Genomic DNA, 18,084 nt, shown 5'->3' on the forward strand with positions numbered 1-18,084 from the left:
AAATACCTAATTCTTTTTTTTTTACAATAATTCAAAAAACATTCTATTTTATCCTATATTTGGGTAAAATAGAATGCTTTTATGGAAGAATATGGTAAAATATTACTATTTGCAATGCCTTTTTTCTTGGTACTGATCATCGTGGAAAAAATTTATGGTGCATATAAAGGCGAAGACACCGTCCCATTAATGGATAGTGTATCGAGCGTTAGTTCTGGAATTACAAATGCGGTAAAAGACGTCTTAGGTTTAAGCATAACTTTTATTTCCTATGATTGGATCCTTTCTAAAATTGCAGTTTTTCATTTAGAAGCCAACGTTTATACGTATATCGTGGCCTTTATAATCATTGACTTTTACGGATACTGGACGCATCGTATCGCGCATCAGGTGAACTTTTTCTGGAACAAACATGCCATTCATCACAGCAGTGAGGAATTCAATCTTGCCTGTGCATTAAGACAAACCGTTTCCAGCTTCGTCAATTTATTTACTTTCTTATTAATTCCTGCAGCAATTATCGGAGTGCCTACTTCTGTTATTGTTATCACGCTTCCAATTCAATTGTTTTTACAATTTTGGTATCATACCAAGCATATAAAAAAAATGGGGTTTCTAGAACATATTCTTGTTACTCCATCTCATCATAGAGTGCATCACGCTATTAACCCAGAATATATTGACAAGAACCACTCGCAGATATTTATTATTTGGGATAAATTATTCCATACTTTCCAAGAGGAATTAGAAACCGTCCCTCCTGTTTACGGCATTACAAGACCAGCACAAACTTGGAATCCAATTCGGATTAACTTTCAGCATTTAGGATTACTAATTTCTGATTCTTGGCGTGCAGAAAACTGGAAGGATAAATTTACAATTTGGTTTAAACCTACTGGATGGCGTCCTGAAAATTTTGAAGAAAAGTATCCTGTAAACAAGATTACAAATGTTTATGCTTTTGAAAAGCATGGAACTAATGCTTCATCAAAACTTATTTATTGGTCTGTTTTTCAAGCATTAATAAGTTTACTATTTGTCAGTTTTCTTTTTAATAATATTGCCGTGATAGGATTGCCTTCTATTTTTATTTACGGCCTATTTATATTCCTCACTATTTATAGTTATACAGAATTAATGGATGAAAGTCGGTTTTCTGTGTATTGGGAAACCGTACGGTTTTTATTTGGCCTCGGTATTATGTACTATTTTGGAGATTGGTTTGGACTCAATTCCTTGTTTTCGATGGGAAGTTATATAGTTGTCTCTTACCTCCTGCTTTCATTAGCGATGTCCATTTATTTCGTTTCTTTCGAATTTAAAACAAAAAAAGCTACTCTTATCAACGTCTAAAAACCGACCATGAAAAATACTTTGTTTTTAAAAAGCTATGTTTTTATAAGTTTTACTTATCTTTTAATTATCCTCTTAGGTCACGAAGATATTGCTTGGTACATTAAACCTTTTCTACTTCCATTTTTAATATTGGGAGTGTATTTTCATAGTGATTTTCCGTCGAAAAAGTTCTTACTTACAGCTTTAGTCTTTTCTTGGATTGGTGATATTATTCTTTTATTTGCTGACAGAGATGAGATGTATTTTATGGCAGGTTTAATCGCTTTCTTACTCTCTCATATCGCCTATATACTCTTATTTAACAAACAAATAAAACCTAATAAAACCAAAAGTATCGCTGTTTTCTGGATAGGAGTTACTGCAATTATAGTCTATCTCGGCTTAATGATGTCTCTGCTATTGCCCAGTCTTGATGGTTTGACTGTTCCCGTTTTTGTATATGCATTAGTTATCTCAACGATGCTATTGTTTGCTTTCAAAGGATTCTTAATATGGGATACGCCCGGAAATAGGTATATCTTGATAGGAGCTATTGTTTTTGTAAGTTCAGATAGTATTCTTGCCTTCAACAAGTTTTATCAGCCCGTTGTTTTAGATTCATTTCTAATTATGATAACATACCTTGTCGCGCAATTTTTGTTCGTCTGGGGTGTTTTCGAATTAAATAAAAAAAATAGCATTTTCAATTTCTAGAAAATGCTATTTATATATTTTGAAGTAGTAACTACTACTAATGAGGTAATTTATCTTTTAAAACGCCATAAATATAAGTACCTAACAGCGCACCAAAAAGAACAATACTAATGCTCCAGAAACCAGCACCTAGTAAAATGAATATTGGACCTGGACAGGAGCCCACAAGTGCCCATCCCAATCCGAAAAACAATCCGCCAACATAATAGCGTGTCGATCCTTTTTCTTTATCTTGGATTTCAATTGGCAATCCTTTGATATCTTTTACATTATATCTTTTCATTATCTGAATTCCAATAGTTCCAGTAAGAATAGCAACCATTATAATTCCGTACATGTGAAACGACTGAAATCTGAACATTTCGTAGATTCGGTACCAAGAAACCGCCTCGGTTTTTGTAAGTACAATTCCGAAAATAAAACCAACCAATAAATATTTTAATACTTTCATATTCTAAAAAATTAAGGGGAATAATAAATAAGCCATAATCAAACCGCCGACAAAAAATCCAATAACGGCTTTTAAAGATGGGATTTGCAAGTTACTCAATCCAGAAATTGCGTGACCGGAAGTACAACCGCCTGCATAACGAGCTCCAAAACCTACTAAAACGCCTCCAATTAACAATATTAAAATGCTTTTTGGCGAACTAAAAACATCAGGTCCAAAAAGTGCATTCGGTAACAATTTACCATCTGGCGCATCAATTCCCAATTCAGCTAACTGTTCAATAGTTGCTGGATTTATACTAACGTTTGAAGGATCATTCATATAATTAACGGCCACAAAGCCTCCAATCATCGCCCCTACAACCACTACAAGATTCCATCGCTGTGCTTTCCAGTCAAAGTCAAAGAAACCAACACGTTTTCCTAATCCCGACATAGAACATAACGAGCGTAGATTTGAAGACATTCCAAATGACTTTCCAAAATAAATTAAGATCAGCATAATGCTGCCAATTAAAAAGCCTGAAAGATACCAAGGCCATGTTTGAGTTATAAAATTCATATTTTTTAATTTTGATGCAAATATAGGAAGCATTTATTAGCAAGTATGTGAGAAATGTTACATTCGATCAAAAAGCTAAGCAATCATAAAAAAAAGTTACTATAACAACTAAGAGTAAAACTTCTTTTTATATTTGTTTCTAATTCCTATTGTGCGATAAAGCATATTCAACATTAAAACAACAAAATCTATTTTATGAAAAAAATCGTTGCTTTTATAACACTGATTATCTTAACGACTTCTTGTGTAAGCACCAAATCAACAATACAGAATATTGATGACAATGCTCCTATACCACAAATCTCGCAGCTTAATACTTTTGTGATTACAGAATTCAGTAAAGACGCAAAATACGGATACAATAAGGACTACCCTATCAATGTTTTTTATCGAAATACTTTGAACGAGTCTATCAATCAAGAACGCTTTTTGAATGCTTTATCTGGACCTAAAGGAGAAAAAATCACTTTTAAAAAACTAGAAAGCTGTTGTCCGTTTCCAACTAAAAGAAGCGAAATGGGCGCTGGATTTCTGGATGTTTATGAAGTAACTTGGCAGGGACAAAAGAAACCAGTTATTCTTTATTTAAACATCTACGAAAAGGGAGTTTTAATGGTGCCTGTAGGATTGGCATTAAAGAAATTTTAAAATAGTAGAAACCTCTTGTCGTCGAGCTGTTATCTCTAACGAATCAAGAACAGGAACTAGCTTCTTAAAAAAGCGATAAAATCTAAACTTAAGTTACAAATCATAACTATCTTTGCACTTTCAAAAAAACTATTATGAACATACAAGATATTCCTCAAATCAAACATACCAATAGTGGTAACTTTTTTTTACTCGCTGGGCCATGTGCCATAGAAGGTGAAGAAATGGCGATGCAAATTGCTGAAAAATTAATTGGTATTACTGATAAATTACAAATTCCTTTCGTTTTTAAAGGTTCGTTTAAGAAAGCAAATCGCTCTAGAATTGACAGTTTCTCTGGAATTGGTGATGAGAAAGCACTAAAAATTCTTAGAAAAATATCTGAAACTTTTGATGTTCCTACGGTAACTGATATTCATACAAATGAAGATGCAGTGATGGCCGCTCAATATGTGGATGTACTTCAAATCCCAGCTTTTCTGGTACGTCAAACTGATTTAGTTGTGGCTGCAGCCAATACAGGAAGAGTCGTAAACTTGAAAAAAGGACAATTTATGAGTCCGGAAAGCATGAAACATGCCGTACAAAAAGTTTTGGATTGCAACAATCAAAACGTAATGGTAACAGATCGCGGAACAATGTTTGGTTACCAAGACATGATTGTTGATTACAGAGGAATCCCTACGATGCAGCAATATGCAACGACAGTTTTAGATGTAACACATTCACTTCAACAACCCAACCAAATGGCTGGTGTAACGGGTGGACGACCAGATATGATTGAAACAATTGCCAAAGCAGGAATTGCTGTAGGTGTTGACGGAATTTTTATCGAAACACATTTTGATCCGGCTAATGCCAAAAGTGATGGAGCAAATATGTTGCATTTAGATTATTTTGAGGCTTTAATGACTAAACTTGTAGCCATCAGAAAAACGGTTAATTCATTTTAATTTTTTACAATTCGTTCATTGAAAAATATATTTTTATACGCGGCGTTTACTGCCTTCGTTTTTTCTAATTCGGTTACCGCCCAAGAAGAAATCAAAATTCAAGATAAATATACGGCCCACAACAAAGGCAAGTTCTTTGTTTCGTGGGGCGGAAATAGAGAAAGTTACTCTAAATCTGATGTAACCTTTAAGGGAAAAGACTATAACTTCACGATAGATAATCTGAAAGCACAAGACAAACCTAAAGGTTGGCATGTTGATTACATTAACCCTGCAAAAATGACAATTCCTCAGACTAATTTTAGAATGGGGTATTTCATCAATGACCATTACAGCATTGCAATAGGAGTGGATCATATGAAATATGTAATGACCCAAAATCAAACGGCTAATATTACCGGTACCATTGCTGGAAATACTGCTTTTGATGGACAATACAATAATACACCAACTGTTTTGACAGAACAGTTTTTAATGTATGAGCACACGGATGGTTTGAACTATGTGAATACAGAGTTTTCTAGACATGATGATATTTCTTCGATTTTTAAAATAGGCAATACAGATAAAATCCAAGTTAATTTAACGGAAGGTGTTGGTGTTGGAGTATTATATCCTAAGACAAATACAACCCTAATGGGAAAAGAACGCCATGACGATTTTCATATTTCAGGATTCGGAACTTCATTAAAAGCAGGTTTGAACATTACCTTTTTCAAACACTTTTATATTCAAGGAGAGTTAAAAGGCGGTTACATAAATATGCAAAATATTCGTACAACTCAAAGTACCGAAGATAGCGCCTCACAAGATTTTTTCTTTTTTCAAAGGATAATTGCAGTTGGAGGTATTTTTAGAATCTAAAAAAAATCTGAAGGACAATATCTCAGTAAAATTAAGCAAAACATACTTTAGTTTTGCTGTACATAAAAAAGAGGCTATCATGTTTTGGTAGCCTCTTCTTGTATAATATTTTTTAGCTATTTCTAATAAATAGTACTTCTTATTTTATTTGAAATTAGAATTAAATAGTATCAATATTTAAATTATTATTATTTAATTTTGAAAAAACAATTCTTTTTTGCCAGCTAGCGAATTCACGAAATTAGTATTAGCCTGAAAAATAAATAATTAATGCTACAAAGTCCAATGATTAAAAACAAAACGAATACGGATCCTGATGGGATTTATTGCTTTGATAATTTTTTTAACATATCCGCGGATTTAATTTGTATTGCAGGATTTGATGGTTATTTTAAGAGAATAAACTCCGCGGTTTCAATATTATTAGGTTATTCTGATGAAGAATTATATGCCACTCCCATAAGTGATTTCGTTTATAAACCAGACCTGAAAAGTACAATAGAAACGAGAGAACAAGTCTATAATGACAAGCCACTTTTGAACTTTGAAAATAGATATCTCACTAAAAGCGGAAAAATAGTTTGGTTATCTTGGACATCTATGCCTGTATTATCTGAAAGATTAGTTTATGCAATAGCCAAAAACATCACTCATAAAAAAGAAATGGAAGAGGAACGTAATTTACTCCTTGCCAAATTAACACAAATAAACAAGGAACTAACGCTCTTATCACATAAAACCTCACATGATTTAAAGTCACCTGTAAACAACATGCTTTCGGTTTTTAATCTTCTAGATGTTTCTAAAATCTATGATACAGAAACTTTAGAGTTAATAAATATTCTTAAAATTACTAGTGAAAATTTAAAAGAGACTTTAAACAAATCGATTGATGAATTAGTTGTAAATGAGAATTTAAACACTCAAGTTGAAGAAATTAATTTAAGAGAAGCTCTTGATGAAGTACTAATTTCTGTAAATTCTTTAATTAAAGATTCGAAAGCAATTATTGACATTGACTTTTCTGCTTTTGGAACTATTACTTTTAATAAAGCTTACATGAAAAGTATTTTTTTGAATTTAGTAACTAATTCTATTAAATATGCAAAAATAGATCATGTTCCCGTTATTACAATCCAAACTAAAAAGGCGGATGGAATGAATCAATTACTATTTTCAGATCAGGGACTTGGTTTTGATATGGATAATGTGAAAGATAAGATTTTTGGACTGCATCAAAAATTCAGTGACAATAGCGATAGCAACGGCATTGGACTCTATTTAGTGTACAACCATATTACTAGCCTTGGGGGAAAAATTAAAGTAGCAAGTAGCTTAAATGAAGGTGCTAAGTTTATTATCACATTCAAAGACTAAACTAGAACAATGGAGTTTATTTATGCTTGATTGTTTTTGAGGAAAAAAATAGTGGCGCGATAAAAAAGATAATTTTTAAAGTAGAAAGCTGTAATGATAAAATTTCCGAAAATACAATCTTCATCTGGTAAATTTTCAGCACTTGAAATACTTCAATATATTGTCTTAATTTGCTTTATACTTTATTTTGGAAAAACACTATTCATCCCACTCAGCTTTTCACTACTCATCAGTTTTATCCTTTTCCCCATTTGCAAGTGGATGGAAAACAAAGGAATCAACAAAATAGGCGCTATTAGCATTTCTATTTTACTTATAACTTCTTTATTCGGGTTTATAGTTTATTTACTATTTATACAAATCAATGCATTCACAAGTGAGTGGGACTTGTTCAGTAAAAAAGTTATGGAAACTTGGAATCAAGTCAGTATTTCTATTGCAGAGCGCTTTGATATAACTACTGAAGAGCAAACTGCCTTTTTTAAAAATTACATAAATAATTCGGGAAAAGAAGCTTTTTCACTCCTTCGAAGTTCACTATATTCAATCTCAGAATCCCTGTTTTTTCTTTTAATTATCCCAGTACTTTCAGCCCTTATTCTTTATTACCGTCATCTTTTAGTAAAAGTATTGTACTTAATTTTTCCGGCAGACAAAAAAGAAACGATTTATGAAATTCTAGTTGAAACTATACACGCCTATTACAACTTTGTCAAAGGGATGCTATTAGTTTACTTACTCGTCGGACTTTTAAACAGTATCGGTCTTTTAATAATTGGCGTACCACATCCATTTATGTTTGGTTTTATAGCCTCCATACTTACCTTTATTCCCTTTGTAGGAATCATAATATCCGCTCTTTTACCCATTGCAGTTTCTTGGATAACATTTAACTCTATTTGGTATCCGATAGCTGTTATCGTTGTTTTTGTTATTGTCCAAGCCTTAGAGGCGTATATAATCTTTCCATTTGCAGTAGGCAGGCGATTAAAAATAAATGCTTTAGTAATCATCATCATTATTACTCTAGGAGGAATTTTATGGGGTGCTGCAGGTATGATTCTCTTTGTGCCGTTTGCAAGTATCGCAAAACTAATTGCTGATCGTTCCAGTAGATTGAAAACATTATCCGTTCTATTGGGAGAAGGAGATGAAGAAATAAAACAACCTGATAAAACACAACCTTAATTTACCATAAAATACTACATATCAGATGTTTTAAACTATTTACATAAAGTATACTTTATGCCTATTTTTCTCTTTCAAATAGCTAAAAATTGCGTGTCATTTTCCTATCTGTTTTTTTGAACAAAATAACTTTATAATTAAAAAACCACAATCGGTATGATTGTGGTTTTAATTTATTTAAGCTGGTATAAAATTTCTAATTTACAATACCATATTTATCAACTAGATAAATCATAGAAGCCATTGTTCCAGCCCCTAATTCTAATTCTCTTTTATTTACAGCATCAAATGTGTCATTTCCTGCATGATGATGATCGAAATAACGTTGTGAGTCGGGCTTTAAACCCATTTTAATGATCTTTTTAGAAGTTAATGGCCCAATGTCAGAACCAGCATGTCCAACAACAAAACTATGTATTAAATAAGGTTCGAATAATTTCTTATAGCTTACTATTTTATCAAAATTTGCAGCGTCACCCTCAATAGAAAAACCTCTAGGTGTAAACCCTCCTGAATCACTTTCGAAAGCAAGAATATGATTTTCCTTATTCAAAAGTGAAATTTCTTCGTATTTTTTGCCTCCTCTTAGTCCGTTTTCTTCATTCATCCAAAGAACGACACGCAAGGTATTTTTAGGTTTATACCCTAAATTATTAAATATATTTACCACTTCCATACTTTGCACTACTCCTGCTCCATCATCATGTGAGCCATCAGCTAAATCCCAAGAATCCAAATGCCCACCAACAACCATAATATTTTCTGGCGACTCACTCCCTTTTATTTCTCCGATTACGTTATAGGATAAAACGTCATCCATTTGCACGCAAGATTGTTTGAAATAAAATTTTAATTTTGGATTCGATTTTAAAGTTTTCGACAACAATTCAGCTCCGTTTGTGCTTATTGCTGCTGCAGGAATGTATTGCGACTCCGGAATATCACCATATCCTTGAGCACCAGTATGAGGAAAATCATCTAATCGTAAGTTTAAAGAACGTACGATGGTCCCCACAGCTCCAAACTTAGAAGCTTCTGCAGCGCCAGCATAACGTTGATCTCCCGCTCCCGAATAAGCATGAAAAGCTTCAATTTGAGCCGCATCCATAGCTCTATTGAAGAATACGATTTTTCCCTTAATTTTATCTTTTCCTAGTTCTGCTAGTTCTTTCAAACTATTCACTTCAATAACTTCAGCTGTAACTCCCTTTTTAGGAGTAGCAATTGAACCGCCAAGCGCGCAAATAGGAACTGTAATTTTGGTTTTATTATCTAAGATGTAAGCTGTTTCTTTTTCTCCTCTTACCCATTTTGGTACCATTACTTCTTGCAGATAAACTCGATCAAAACCAAGCTTTTCCATTTCGGTTTTAGTATATACAACTGCTTTTTCTGCACCCACAGATCCAGATAAACGAGATCCTATTTTATTAGACAAATGATCCAGCCAGGAATAACATTTGGAATTGGTCAAAGCAGAATTGTAAATTTTCTTTATGGCTTGTTCCTCATTCGTTTGTGCAAAAATGACTGATCCCTTAAAAAGAAGTAAAGCTAAAAAGGTGGTTTCTCTCATGGTTTAATAGGTTAGTTTTTTAATTGTAAAACTGATTCACAGCCAAATTTATTGACTTTACACTTCGATAAAGAAATAAAAATCATTTGATCCAAACCGGAAAAAAGCAAACCCTTTTCCGAAAGCTGTATCTGACTAGAAGCAGATTATTTTTTGTAAAAGAACAAAAAAAAAGGTTAGTCCCTCAAAAAAACAAACAGAGTTGCCAATTCTACCATAATAAATAGGCATAAAAAAAACTGTATGACATTAAATCATACAGTTTTTCTTTTTAAATTTTCAAAACAAATTGATTATTCTGATTTTTTAATTTCAGATTTAGGCCCAATTCCATTATTATTAAAAGCCTCTATTTGGAAATAATAAGCGTCTGATTTGTCCAAACCGTTAAAATAATATTCGTTCTTCCCGTACACCATTATAGAACCGTACATTTTGTCAGGTGATTTTCCGAAATAAATTACATATCCATCTGCCGAAGGTTCTTGTTGCCATTTGAACCAAACATTGCGTCTTTCGCCTTTTTTTCTTGGATCGGCACGCAAAGGAACAAAACGATTGACCGCAGCCGGTGCCAGCCCATTTCCTTTTCCAAAAATTCTAAATCCGCTCAAAGCAAATTTCCCTGTAGGCATTTGGATATTGACCATTTTTACATAGCGTGCTTTAATGGGTTTATCCAATTCAATGTAATCATGAGGAACCTCTTTGGTATTTTTACTTTTATCGACCAGAATTTTCCAATCCTTATTATTGTCCGAATAGTACAGCACATATTTATGTCCCGTAGTCGTCTCAGGTTTACCCATTATTTCTGCATCTTGATCGGCAAAATTAATTTGGATCGCATTGATAGTGCTTTTTTCGCCTAAATCAGAGATAATCCATTCTCCTTTATTGGCTGATTTAGCTGACCAATAAGTCTTAATATCTTCATTAACCATATAATTGGCCTGAAACCCTCCTAGAGTTGATGAAACCTGAACTGGTTTATTATAATTCAACAACATCCAACCCGAAAAATTTGCGTCGAGATGGTCTTTCTTTTGCGAAGGCAAAAAAGTAGGATAATCTCCGTAAGCCGTGTTAGAATACATAATACCATCCTTATCAAAACCTGCAGGCCAAATTCCAAGGCGTCTTTCAAAATTGTTTTTGCTTCCAATAACTATCGAAGATACATGCCAATAGGCTGAATCCGCATCTTGATAAGTGGCTCCATGTCCGGCGCCTCTCGCAAAACCACCCGGTTTATATGAAAAAGGATTGTGTGATTGGTATTCAAATGGTCCCAATGGATTCTTGCTGACGTACACACCGTCCCCATAACCGCTAAACTCCGTTCCCGGACCGCCATATTGCAAATAGTATTTATTATCATGCTTAGTCATGAAAGCACCTTCCATAAAGGGTTGCATAAAAGTATTATCATTGTTCTCTCCAAAGCGCTCCCAGCCATGCTCATAATCATTTAAAGCAATCAAAGGAATTACTTCTCCTTCTGGCTGAAATGTTTTTCGGTTGAGCTTCACTCCGTATAAAGGGTATAAATTACTCGATCCGTAATATTCATACAATTCGTCTTTCTCCTTATCCCAAAAAATTTGAGGATCCCAGGCTGCCGCTTCTGATTTATGAACCAATTCCTTCCATTCTCCTTTGGACGGATTTGTGCTCATCCAGATTGGAAATTCTTTACCATGGGTAGAACCTACCACCATCAGCGTATCATTGACAAAAGACAAAGATGGAGCACATAATTCATCATATACTTTATGCTCTGGTCTAAGAAATTTTTTGGATATAAATTTCCAGTCCAGCATGTCTTTACTATGCCAATATCCCCATTGATTAGTGGAAAATAAATAAAATTCATCTTTAAAAAAAGTGATTACGGGATCAGCCGTAGTACGATGTTTTCCTTGAGTAACAAAATCAGGAATGGGGCAATATCCATAATCGATATTGATGGGATTGCAATAGGTTTTTTGTTGGGCATTTGCATTCGACTGAAAGAAAAAGCAAATGAATAAAAATGCAGTGCAAAAGAAATTTTTAGCGTTTTTCATAATCATATTTAAAATATTATTGTTTTTAATCGTACTTGCACAAAGCAATGGAACGGCAATTTAACAAGCAAAAAAGACTAATTTTTGGAAGCTTTTATCATTGATTATAAGTTCCTGACAGGTCGTAACTCTCAATTGAAAAACTGACTTAAAAATGTTTTGGCTCGTTTTTTATTGTAAAAAAACCCTTCGGTATTTTACAACCGAAGGGCGAATCTCAAAATAAACAAACCAAATTTATTTAATCAACTCAAAACTAACATTCGTATCGGTATTGGAATCCGTTCCTACAAAAACTTGAAAAGTACCTGGCTCAGCCACAAAATCCAAATCAGAATTGTAAAATTTCAAATCTTCAACAGAGATTTCAAAAGTAACTGTTTGTTTTTCTCCTTTTTTAAAGTTTATTTTTTGGAAAGCTTTCAATTCCTTTAGTGGTCTTGTAACAGAACCTACTAAATCTCTTATGTACAATTGTATTACCTCTTTACCATCATAATTTCCGGTATTGGTAACATCAACAGTTACTTTTAATGTATCGTCAAATTTCATTTTATCAGATGAAATTTTCAGGTTAGCATAGTCGAAAGTCGTATAACTTAATCCATAACCAAAAGCATACAAAGGTTCGTTTCTCTCATCAATATAATTAGATCTGAATTTTTCAAACTTTCCTTCTTTATTCATCAAAGGTCTTCCCGTATTTTTTTGGTTGTAGTAAATAGGCACCTGACCTACATTTCTAGGGAAAGTTGCGGTTAATTTCCCAGAAGGATTTTCGTTTCCGTATAAAACATCGGCAATAGCATATCCTGCTTCACTTCCTGCAAACCAAGCATTCAAAATCGCTGGTACCGTTTCGTTTTCTTCTACCAATACTAAAGGACGTCCTGTAAACAGAACCAAAACAACTGGTTTTCCGGTTTTAAGTAATGTTTGTAATAAATCTTTTTGCGCTTGTGGAATTTCAAGGTTTGTTCTGCTGCTGCTTTCTCCGCTCATCTCAGCAGATTCTCCAAGAGCCGCTATAATTACATCCGATTGATTGGCAATTTTCAATGCCTCGGCTGTCAATTCCTCTTTGGTTCTATTGTCTCTGTGCAAGGTTTTACCAAACATCGTTGCTTTCTCTTCAAAGGCCGCATCGTAATCTAAGTTACTTCCTTTGGCATAAAGAACCTTGGCCCTATTGCCTACCACTTCTTGAATTCCAGCAATTAATGAAATTGATCTGTCCATATTAGTGGCCACGCTCCAAGTTCCTGCCATATTTTCTTTGGCATCAGCCAAAGGTCCTATAACCGCAACGGTTGCTGACTTTTTCAATGGTAACAATTGATTGTTATTCTTCAATAAAACTAAAGACTGAGCTGAAATTTTTCTTGCTTCGGCTCTATTATTGTTTGTGAAAATTTCTGTTTTTGCTCTTTTATCATCACAATAACGGTATGGATCATGGAACAATCCTAAATCGTACTTCGCTTCTAAAATAAGACGAACAGCATTGTCAATTTGTTCCAGACTCACTTTATTTTCACCCAAAGATTTTTTTAAAGTTGTAAGAAAGCCTTCACCTACCATATCCATTTCGATTCCAGCATTTAATGCTAAGGCAGATACCGTTTGTAAATCGCCCATACCATGATCAATCATTTCAGGAATTCCGGTATAATCCGTAACTACAAATCCTTTAAAACCCCATTGTTTTCTTAACACATCAGTCATCAACCATTTACTTCCTGTAGCGGGAATACCGTCTACTTCATTAAAAGAAGCCATAACTGAACCTACTCCAGCGTCAATAGCTGCTTTGTATGGAGGGAAATAATCATTGTACATTTTTATCTTACTCATATCAACGGTATTGTAATCTCTACCGCCATCAGGAGCTCCATATAAAGCAAAATGTTTCACGCAAGACAAAAGGGTGTTGTTCTTAGACAAATCATTTTGTTGGTATCCATTGACCATTGCTTTGGCAATTTGGCTTCCTAAAAAAGGATCTTCTCCAGAACCTTCGGAAACTCTTCCCCAGCGTGGATCTCTGGAAATATCAACCATTGGAGAGAACGTCCAATTGATCCCATCAGCGCTAGCTTCTTGTGCGGCAATTTGAGCGCTTCTTTCAATCAGTTTCATGTCCCAAATACAAGATAATCCCAATGGAATAGGAAAAGTAGTTTCATAACCGTGAATTACATCCATACCAAAAAGAAGCGGAATTTTTAAACGGCTTTTTTCAACGGCGATTTTCTGAACTTCTTTGATTTTTTTGACCGATTTAATATTGAATAAACCACCTACTTTTCCTTCTTCAATATTTTTAGCCACATTCGAACTGTTGGCCTGACCCGTTGTAATATCTCCTGAAGTAGGTAAATTTAACTGTCCAATTTTTTCATCAATGGTCATTTTTGCCATCAACTCGGCTACAAACTCAATTTTGGGCTTGATTGTTGTTTTTTTTACATTTTCTTTTTTTTGGCCATACCCCAAAATTGAGAATCCCAAAAGCACAATAAGTGATGCGTTCTTCATTTTTATATTATTTTTTTATTTGTTGTAACATCCAGTCATAAATCTCCTTGCTATCGTACACTCTGGACCAACTGTCGTGATTAGCATCGTCAAAAATCGTTAACTCTACGTCTTTATTGCAGTTTTTCAATTTTTTATACATTGAAATCGAATAATCCACGTTTACCACATCGTCCAATAGCCCGTGAAACATTCGAATTGGAATGGCTTTTATTTTGCAATTCTCAATCATAGGAACTCTATCTACAAATCCTGCAATAGGCACTAAGGCTGCAAACATCTCTGGATGAGCAAAGGCTAAATTCCAAGCACCCCATGCTCCCATACTCAAACCGGTTAGATAAATCCTGTTTGAATCAATGTTGTTTTCTTTTTGAATTTTTAAAATCAAACGGTATAAGGTTTCCTCGTTCCAATATTCATTATCCGGACATTGAGGAGCCAAAACAAAGGCATCGATTTTGTTGTTTTTTAAATACTTAAATGGCCCATGAGCTTTTACTTTCTCTAAGTCGGCTCCTTTTTCTCCAGAACCATGAAGAAAAATAATCAATGGTTTTTTCTCTTTGGTACTCTCTGGTTTATGCAGTAAATACTCCAACTGTTTTTTTTGTACAATCTCCGTTTTTATTGTCCCGCTGACAATAGATTGAGAAAAGGATAACTGGCTCAATAGTAAAGACAGCAACAAAAGGCATGTTCTCATATTAAAAAATTATTTAAAAACAGCTAAGCATAATGCTATACCAGCTGTTTTAATGTTTAAAATTATTTATGTGTAATCGTTGGACAGAATATTTTGCCTCTATCTTTTCTATAACTCTTCTGTTAAAAAAAAGTCTTTATTAACCAAACTCACTTTGGGTCAAATTCTTAAAAACCGTATTTAGCAGAGTGAAAGTCAAGTTTAATTAAACCCTCTTTAATTTCTGGGGCATTCATAAACAATTTCCACAATAAACCTGTACGATAATTTTCAATCATCACCACTTCAGGTCCCTGATCAATGGCTAAATAGCGTTGAGCTGTCCAGTTGTATTCCATACTGTGTGCGTCATAAAATCCGGCTACTCCCCAAGTCTCCTCTTTGTGATTTTCATATAAATTTCGCATTACTGCAATCGATTCTGCAGGTGTGTATACGATCGAGCTTATTGCAGCTGTAGGCGAAATTACCCCTTGATCATTGCTAGGCATGTGGGCATTATATCCTGTAGAGCCATCACTGTTTCTAGAATAAGATGCGGTCAACCCCCAATAATCGGCACCATAACCTTTAAATTTCTTAGGATTCTCAACACAATACAATTGGTTGATCTTAGTGTGGTTGAAATTCAAATCCCAATAATTAGCATACTTGTCTGTCAACTGATTTGGGTCCAATCCTAAATGGGTATAATGTGCCCAAAATAAAGGTCCTCCAAACTCTTCTGCTCCATTGTGTTTAAATACCAAAGGCAAACCAAACTTGGTTTTCTCCGTTTTAATTCCCCCGCTTCTTGCCCATCCTTCGTGGTAAATGTTTGGAGCAATAGAATGCGTAGGAGATGAAGTAGCCATTACGTAAGTAATTAGACATTCATTATAACCCTCCAGTGGAAAATTCATTTGCCAGTCATAGCTTGGAGACCAATGCCAATATAAGGAATTACTATTATTGGTATACCATTGCCAGTCTACTCCTTTCCAAAGAGTATCAAATTTTTGGGCAACAGCCTTTTCTTTTTCGGAACCGTTTTTCAAATATTCACGTACCGTTATCATTCCGGCTACCAAAAAGGAAGTTTCTACCAAATCGCCTCCATTATCTTTTGTACCAAAAGGAATTACCTTTCCAGTATTCCCATCAATCCAATGCGACCAAGCACCATGAAAACGATCCGTTCGATCTAAAAATTCAGCAATCTTATTCAATCTTTCTACTCCTTGCTCTTGAGTAATGTAACCCCTTGACATCCCTGAAACCAATGCCATTAATCCAAAACCCGATCCGCCTGTCGTGATTATATTTTTCTCAAATGAAGGATCACTTGGCAAATAGCGTTCTCTTGCCATTCCCGAATTGGCTTCAGCATATTCCCAAAAATAAGAGAAGGTTTGTTTCTGAACAAGATCAATTAATTCCTCATCGGATAGTTTTACAACTGGATCTTTAGGTAGAGGAGTCTCAGCAGATCCATTCTTAATATTTGAACCTACCGAATCACAGCCTACAATTGTAAATAATATAAATAATACTGATAATTTAAACATGTTTTTTTACTCTAAAATTTAGTTTCCATTTCCAAACCTCAAAAAAGGTTTGGAAATGCGAAACTCTTTATAAAAATGAATTAGTTATATCCTGGATTCTGCTCTGATTTTCCTGCAGCTTGTGTAATAAACTTTTGTGGAATAGGAAACAATTCATGTTTTCCTTCGATAAATGTTTTACCATTAGCCGTCATCACTGCTTTTGCCTGAGCTGTTCTTACAATATCAAACCATCTGTCGTGTTCAAAAGCCAATTCATGACGACGCTCAGCTCTAATTGCTGTACGTAAAGCTTCTTGTCCTATAGCAGTGGTGTTTGGCAATCTAGCTCTATTCCGAACTCTATTTAATGGCCCTGTAACATCGCCAGAACCACTTTCATTTGCCGCTTCAGCTTGCATCAATAAAACTTCAGCATAACGCAAAACTCTAATATTTTTATTCGTGTTAGTATCACCGTTAAATGTTTCTTTAGTGTTACTCACATAAGCCTTTTCATTATACATAGGATTAGCAACAAATGGTGAAACTACTCTACCATCCCATAGCGTTTCTCCAGCAAAAATAATAGTTGCATCTCTACGAACGTCTCCTGCTTCATAAGAAGCGGCAAGATTTGCTGATGGAGCATTGAAACCCCAACCCCAACCGCTCGTACCTCTAGCGCCTTGGCTTACATAATAGTTATTGATCCCTTTGGATGGAGTTCCTGCAAAACCACGAATCTCAAAAATAGATTCAATACTATCCTCTCCTGCTTCTCTCCAAATTGTTGCATAGTCCGTTACTAAATCGTAACCAAGAACCAAGGCTGTTTGTTCTTTAACTCCAACCCAATTTTTTTGATACAAATAAACTTTAGCCAATAAAGCATGAGCTGCACCTTTTGTAGCTCTACCGATATTTTTAGCTGTGTAAGTTGATTTTTCAGGCAAAACATTAATTGCTTCTTTTAAATCACTTTCGATAAAAGCATAAACCTCGTCTTTTGATTTTCTGGTCAATGTCATTTCAGTATCTTCTGTTGAGGATGGAGACGGAACATGATCTACAATAGGTACCCCTCCATAACATCTTACTAAATTAAAATACATTAATGCACGCAAAAATTTAGCTTCTCCAGTTAATCTAGCCTTTAGCGTAGCGTCTGCTTTATCTAATTTTGGCAGATAAGCCAAGGCTATATTCGCTCTACTAATTCCTTGATAATTAGCTTCAAAAACATCTTGCACAGATGGTGAGGTAGGGTCAAGAGTCAAGGCATCACATTTATCTTTATCAGAACCCGTATCTCCAGGGTCAGAACCTTTATCAGCATCATCAGAGGTAATACTTGTTAAGCCGTTCCAAGCAAAAGAGCTCATGTTCCAGTCAAGCATTTTACTATAGACAGCAGCTACAAAACTCTCTGCACCTTCGTTATTATTATAAACAGTCAATAAGTCTTCTTCGGTAATGTTTTCAGTTGGAGCGACATCTATAAAATCATTAGAACAATTTGTAGACAACACCGCTAAACTAAATAAAGCTAGTGGAATATATATTTTTTTCATTTTT

General features: G+C 34.5%; 15 protein-coding genes. 7 read left to right on the top strand and 8 right to left on the bottom strand.

Annotation, left to right across the window (positions count from 1 at the left end):
• The first annotated feature begins 81 nt into the window (after positions 1-81).
• Both FQU23_RS06390 and FQU23_RS06395 read left to right on the top strand, forming a co-directional pair.
• Positions 82-1,353: a sterol desaturase family protein gene (locus FQU23_RS06390; RefSeq protein ID WP_147673130.1), complete on the top strand. Its 1,272-nt coding sequence runs from the start codon at positions 82-84 to the stop codon at positions 1,351-1,353.
• 9 nt (positions 1,354-1,362) lie between these two features.
• Complete coding sequence (locus FQU23_RS06395; protein WP_147673131.1) at positions 1,363-2,049, top strand: lysoplasmalogenase; 687 nt, start codon at positions 1,363-1,365, stop codon at positions 2,047-2,049.
• Between the two features lie 37 nt (positions 2,050-2,086).
• Here FQU23_RS06395 and FQU23_RS06400 read toward each other — a convergent pair whose 3' ends face one another.
• Positions 2,087-2,500 (bottom strand): DUF6691 family protein, encoded by a 414-nt coding sequence (locus FQU23_RS06400; RefSeq protein ID WP_132109478.1) that lies wholly within the window; start codon positions 2,498-2,500, stop codon positions 2,087-2,089.
• A 3-nt stretch (positions 2,501-2,503) separates the two neighbouring features.
• Positions 2,504-3,061 (bottom strand): YeeE/YedE family protein, encoded by a 558-nt coding sequence (locus tag FQU23_RS06405; RefSeq protein ID WP_147673132.1) that lies wholly within the window; start codon positions 3,059-3,061, stop codon positions 2,504-2,506.
• A 195-nt stretch (positions 3,062-3,256) separates the two neighbouring features.
• Here FQU23_RS06405 and FQU23_RS06410 point away from each other — a divergent pair, with 195 nt between their 5' ends.
• The 5 genes from FQU23_RS06410 to FQU23_RS06430 all read left to right on the top strand — a co-directional run bounded on the left by FQU23_RS06410 (position 3,257) and on the right by FQU23_RS06430 (position 8,091).
• Positions 3,257-3,709, top strand: coding sequence for a 2-dehydro-3-deoxyphosphooctonate aldolase (locus tag FQU23_RS06410; RefSeq protein ID WP_147673133.1), 453 nt, complete (start codon positions 3,257-3,259; stop codon positions 3,707-3,709).
• A 134-nt stretch (positions 3,710-3,843) separates the two neighbouring features.
• Positions 3,844-4,662, top strand: coding sequence for a 3-deoxy-8-phosphooctulonate synthase (gene kdsA, locus FQU23_RS06415; protein WP_147673134.1), 819 nt, complete (start codon positions 3,844-3,846; stop codon positions 4,660-4,662).
• 18 nt (positions 4,663-4,680) lie between these two features.
• A complete protein-coding gene (locus FQU23_RS06420; protein ID WP_147673135.1) occupies positions 4,681-5,526 on the top strand; it encodes a hypothetical protein in 846 nt (281 codons plus the stop codon).
• Between the two features lie 270 nt (positions 5,527-5,796).
• Positions 5,797-6,903: a PAS domain-containing sensor histidine kinase gene (locus FQU23_RS06425; protein ID WP_245181077.1), complete on the top strand. Its 1,107-nt coding sequence runs from the start codon at positions 5,797-5,799 to the stop codon at positions 6,901-6,903.
• A gap of 93 nt (positions 6,904-6,996) precedes the next feature.
• Positions 6,997-8,091, top strand: coding sequence for an AI-2E family transporter (locus FQU23_RS06430; protein WP_147673136.1), 1,095 nt, complete (start codon positions 6,997-6,999; stop codon positions 8,089-8,091).
• Between the two features lie 196 nt (positions 8,092-8,287).
• On the opposite strand, the gene FQU23_RS06435 is transcribed toward FQU23_RS06430, so the two are convergent.
• From FQU23_RS06435 to FQU23_RS06460, 6 genes are all read right to left on the bottom strand, one after another.
• Positions 8,288-9,667, bottom strand: coding sequence for a M28 family peptidase (locus FQU23_RS06435; protein ID WP_147673137.1), 1,380 nt, complete (start codon positions 9,665-9,667; stop codon positions 8,288-8,290).
• 293 nt (positions 9,668-9,960) lie between these two features.
• On the bottom strand, positions 9,961-11,736 hold the full coding sequence (locus FQU23_RS06440; RefSeq protein WP_147673138.1) for a family 43 glycosylhydrolase: 1,776 nt from the start codon (positions 11,734-11,736) through the stop codon (positions 9,961-9,963).
• A 237-nt stretch (positions 11,737-11,973) separates the two neighbouring features.
• The gene (gene bglX, locus FQU23_RS06445) at positions 11,974-14,274 is read right to left on the bottom strand and encodes a beta-glucosidase BglX (RefSeq protein ID WP_147673139.1); all 2,301 of its coding nucleotides are present in this window, start codon (positions 14,272-14,274) and stop codon (positions 11,974-11,976) included.
• A gap of 7 nt (positions 14,275-14,281) precedes the next feature.
• Positions 14,282-14,980 (bottom strand): prolyl oligopeptidase family serine peptidase, encoded by a 699-nt coding sequence (locus tag FQU23_RS06450; protein WP_147673140.1) that lies wholly within the window; start codon positions 14,978-14,980, stop codon positions 14,282-14,284.
• 167 nt (positions 14,981-15,147) lie between these two features.
• Complete coding sequence (locus tag FQU23_RS06455) at positions 15,148-16,527, bottom strand: glucoamylase family protein (protein WP_147673141.1); 1,380 nt, start codon at positions 16,525-16,527, stop codon at positions 15,148-15,150.
• 80 nt (positions 16,528-16,607) lie between these two features.
• Positions 16,608-18,080: a RagB/SusD family nutrient uptake outer membrane protein gene (locus FQU23_RS06460; protein WP_147673142.1), complete on the bottom strand. Its 1,473-nt coding sequence runs from the start codon at positions 18,078-18,080 to the stop codon at positions 16,608-16,610.
• Positions 18,081-18,084: the final 4 nt, after the last annotated feature.

It is taken from the genome of Flavobacterium sp. XN-5, assembly GCF_008033395.2.
GTDB classification, from domain to species: domain Bacteria; phylum Bacteroidota; class Bacteroidia; order Flavobacteriales; family Flavobacteriaceae; genus Flavobacterium; species Flavobacterium hiemivividum.

Coding starts and splice junctions, on each gene's coding strand:
- FQU23_RS06390 (WP_147673130.1), top strand. CDS start 82: ATGGAAGAATATGGTAAAATATTACTATTTGCAATGCCTTTTTTCTTG.
- FQU23_RS06395 (WP_147673131.1), top strand. CDS start 1,363: ATGAAAAATACTTTGTTTTTAAAAAGCTATGTTTTTATAAGTTTTACT.
- FQU23_RS06400 (WP_132109478.1), bottom strand. CDS start 2,500: ATGAAAGTATTAAAATATTTATTGGTTGGTTTTATTTTCGGAATTGTA.
- FQU23_RS06405 (WP_147673132.1), bottom strand. CDS start 3,061: ATGAATTTTATAACTCAAACATGGCCTTGGTATCTTTCAGGCTTTTTA.
- FQU23_RS06410 (WP_147673133.1), top strand. CDS start 3,257: ATGAAAAAAATCGTTGCTTTTATAACACTGATTATCTTAACGACTTCT.
- kdsA (WP_147673134.1), top strand. CDS start 3,844: ATGAACATACAAGATATTCCTCAAATCAAACATACCAATAGTGGTAAC.
- FQU23_RS06425 (WP_245181077.1), top strand. CDS start 5,797: ATGCTACAAAGTCCAATGATTAAAAACAAAACGAATACGGATCCTGAT.
- FQU23_RS06430 (WP_147673136.1), top strand. CDS start 6,997: ATGATAAAATTTCCGAAAATACAATCTTCATCTGGTAAATTTTCAGCA.
- FQU23_RS06435 (WP_147673137.1), bottom strand. CDS start 9,667: ATGAGAGAAACCACCTTTTTAGCTTTACTTCTTTTTAAGGGATCAGTC.
- FQU23_RS06440 (WP_147673138.1), bottom strand. CDS start 11,736: ATGAAAAACGCTAAAAATTTCTTTTGCACTGCATTTTTATTCATTTGC.
- bglX (WP_147673139.1), bottom strand. CDS start 14,274: ATGAAGAACGCATCACTTATTGTGCTTTTGGGATTCTCAATTTTGGGG.
- FQU23_RS06450 (WP_147673140.1), bottom strand. CDS start 14,980: ATGAGAACATGCCTTTTGTTGCTGTCTTTACTATTGAGCCAGTTATCC.
- FQU23_RS06455 (WP_147673141.1), bottom strand. CDS start 16,527: ATGTTTAAATTATCAGTATTATTTATATTATTTACAATTGTAGGCTGT.
- FQU23_RS06460 (WP_147673142.1), bottom strand. CDS start 18,080: ATGAAAAAAATATATATTCCACTAGCTTTATTTAGTTTAGCGGTGTTG.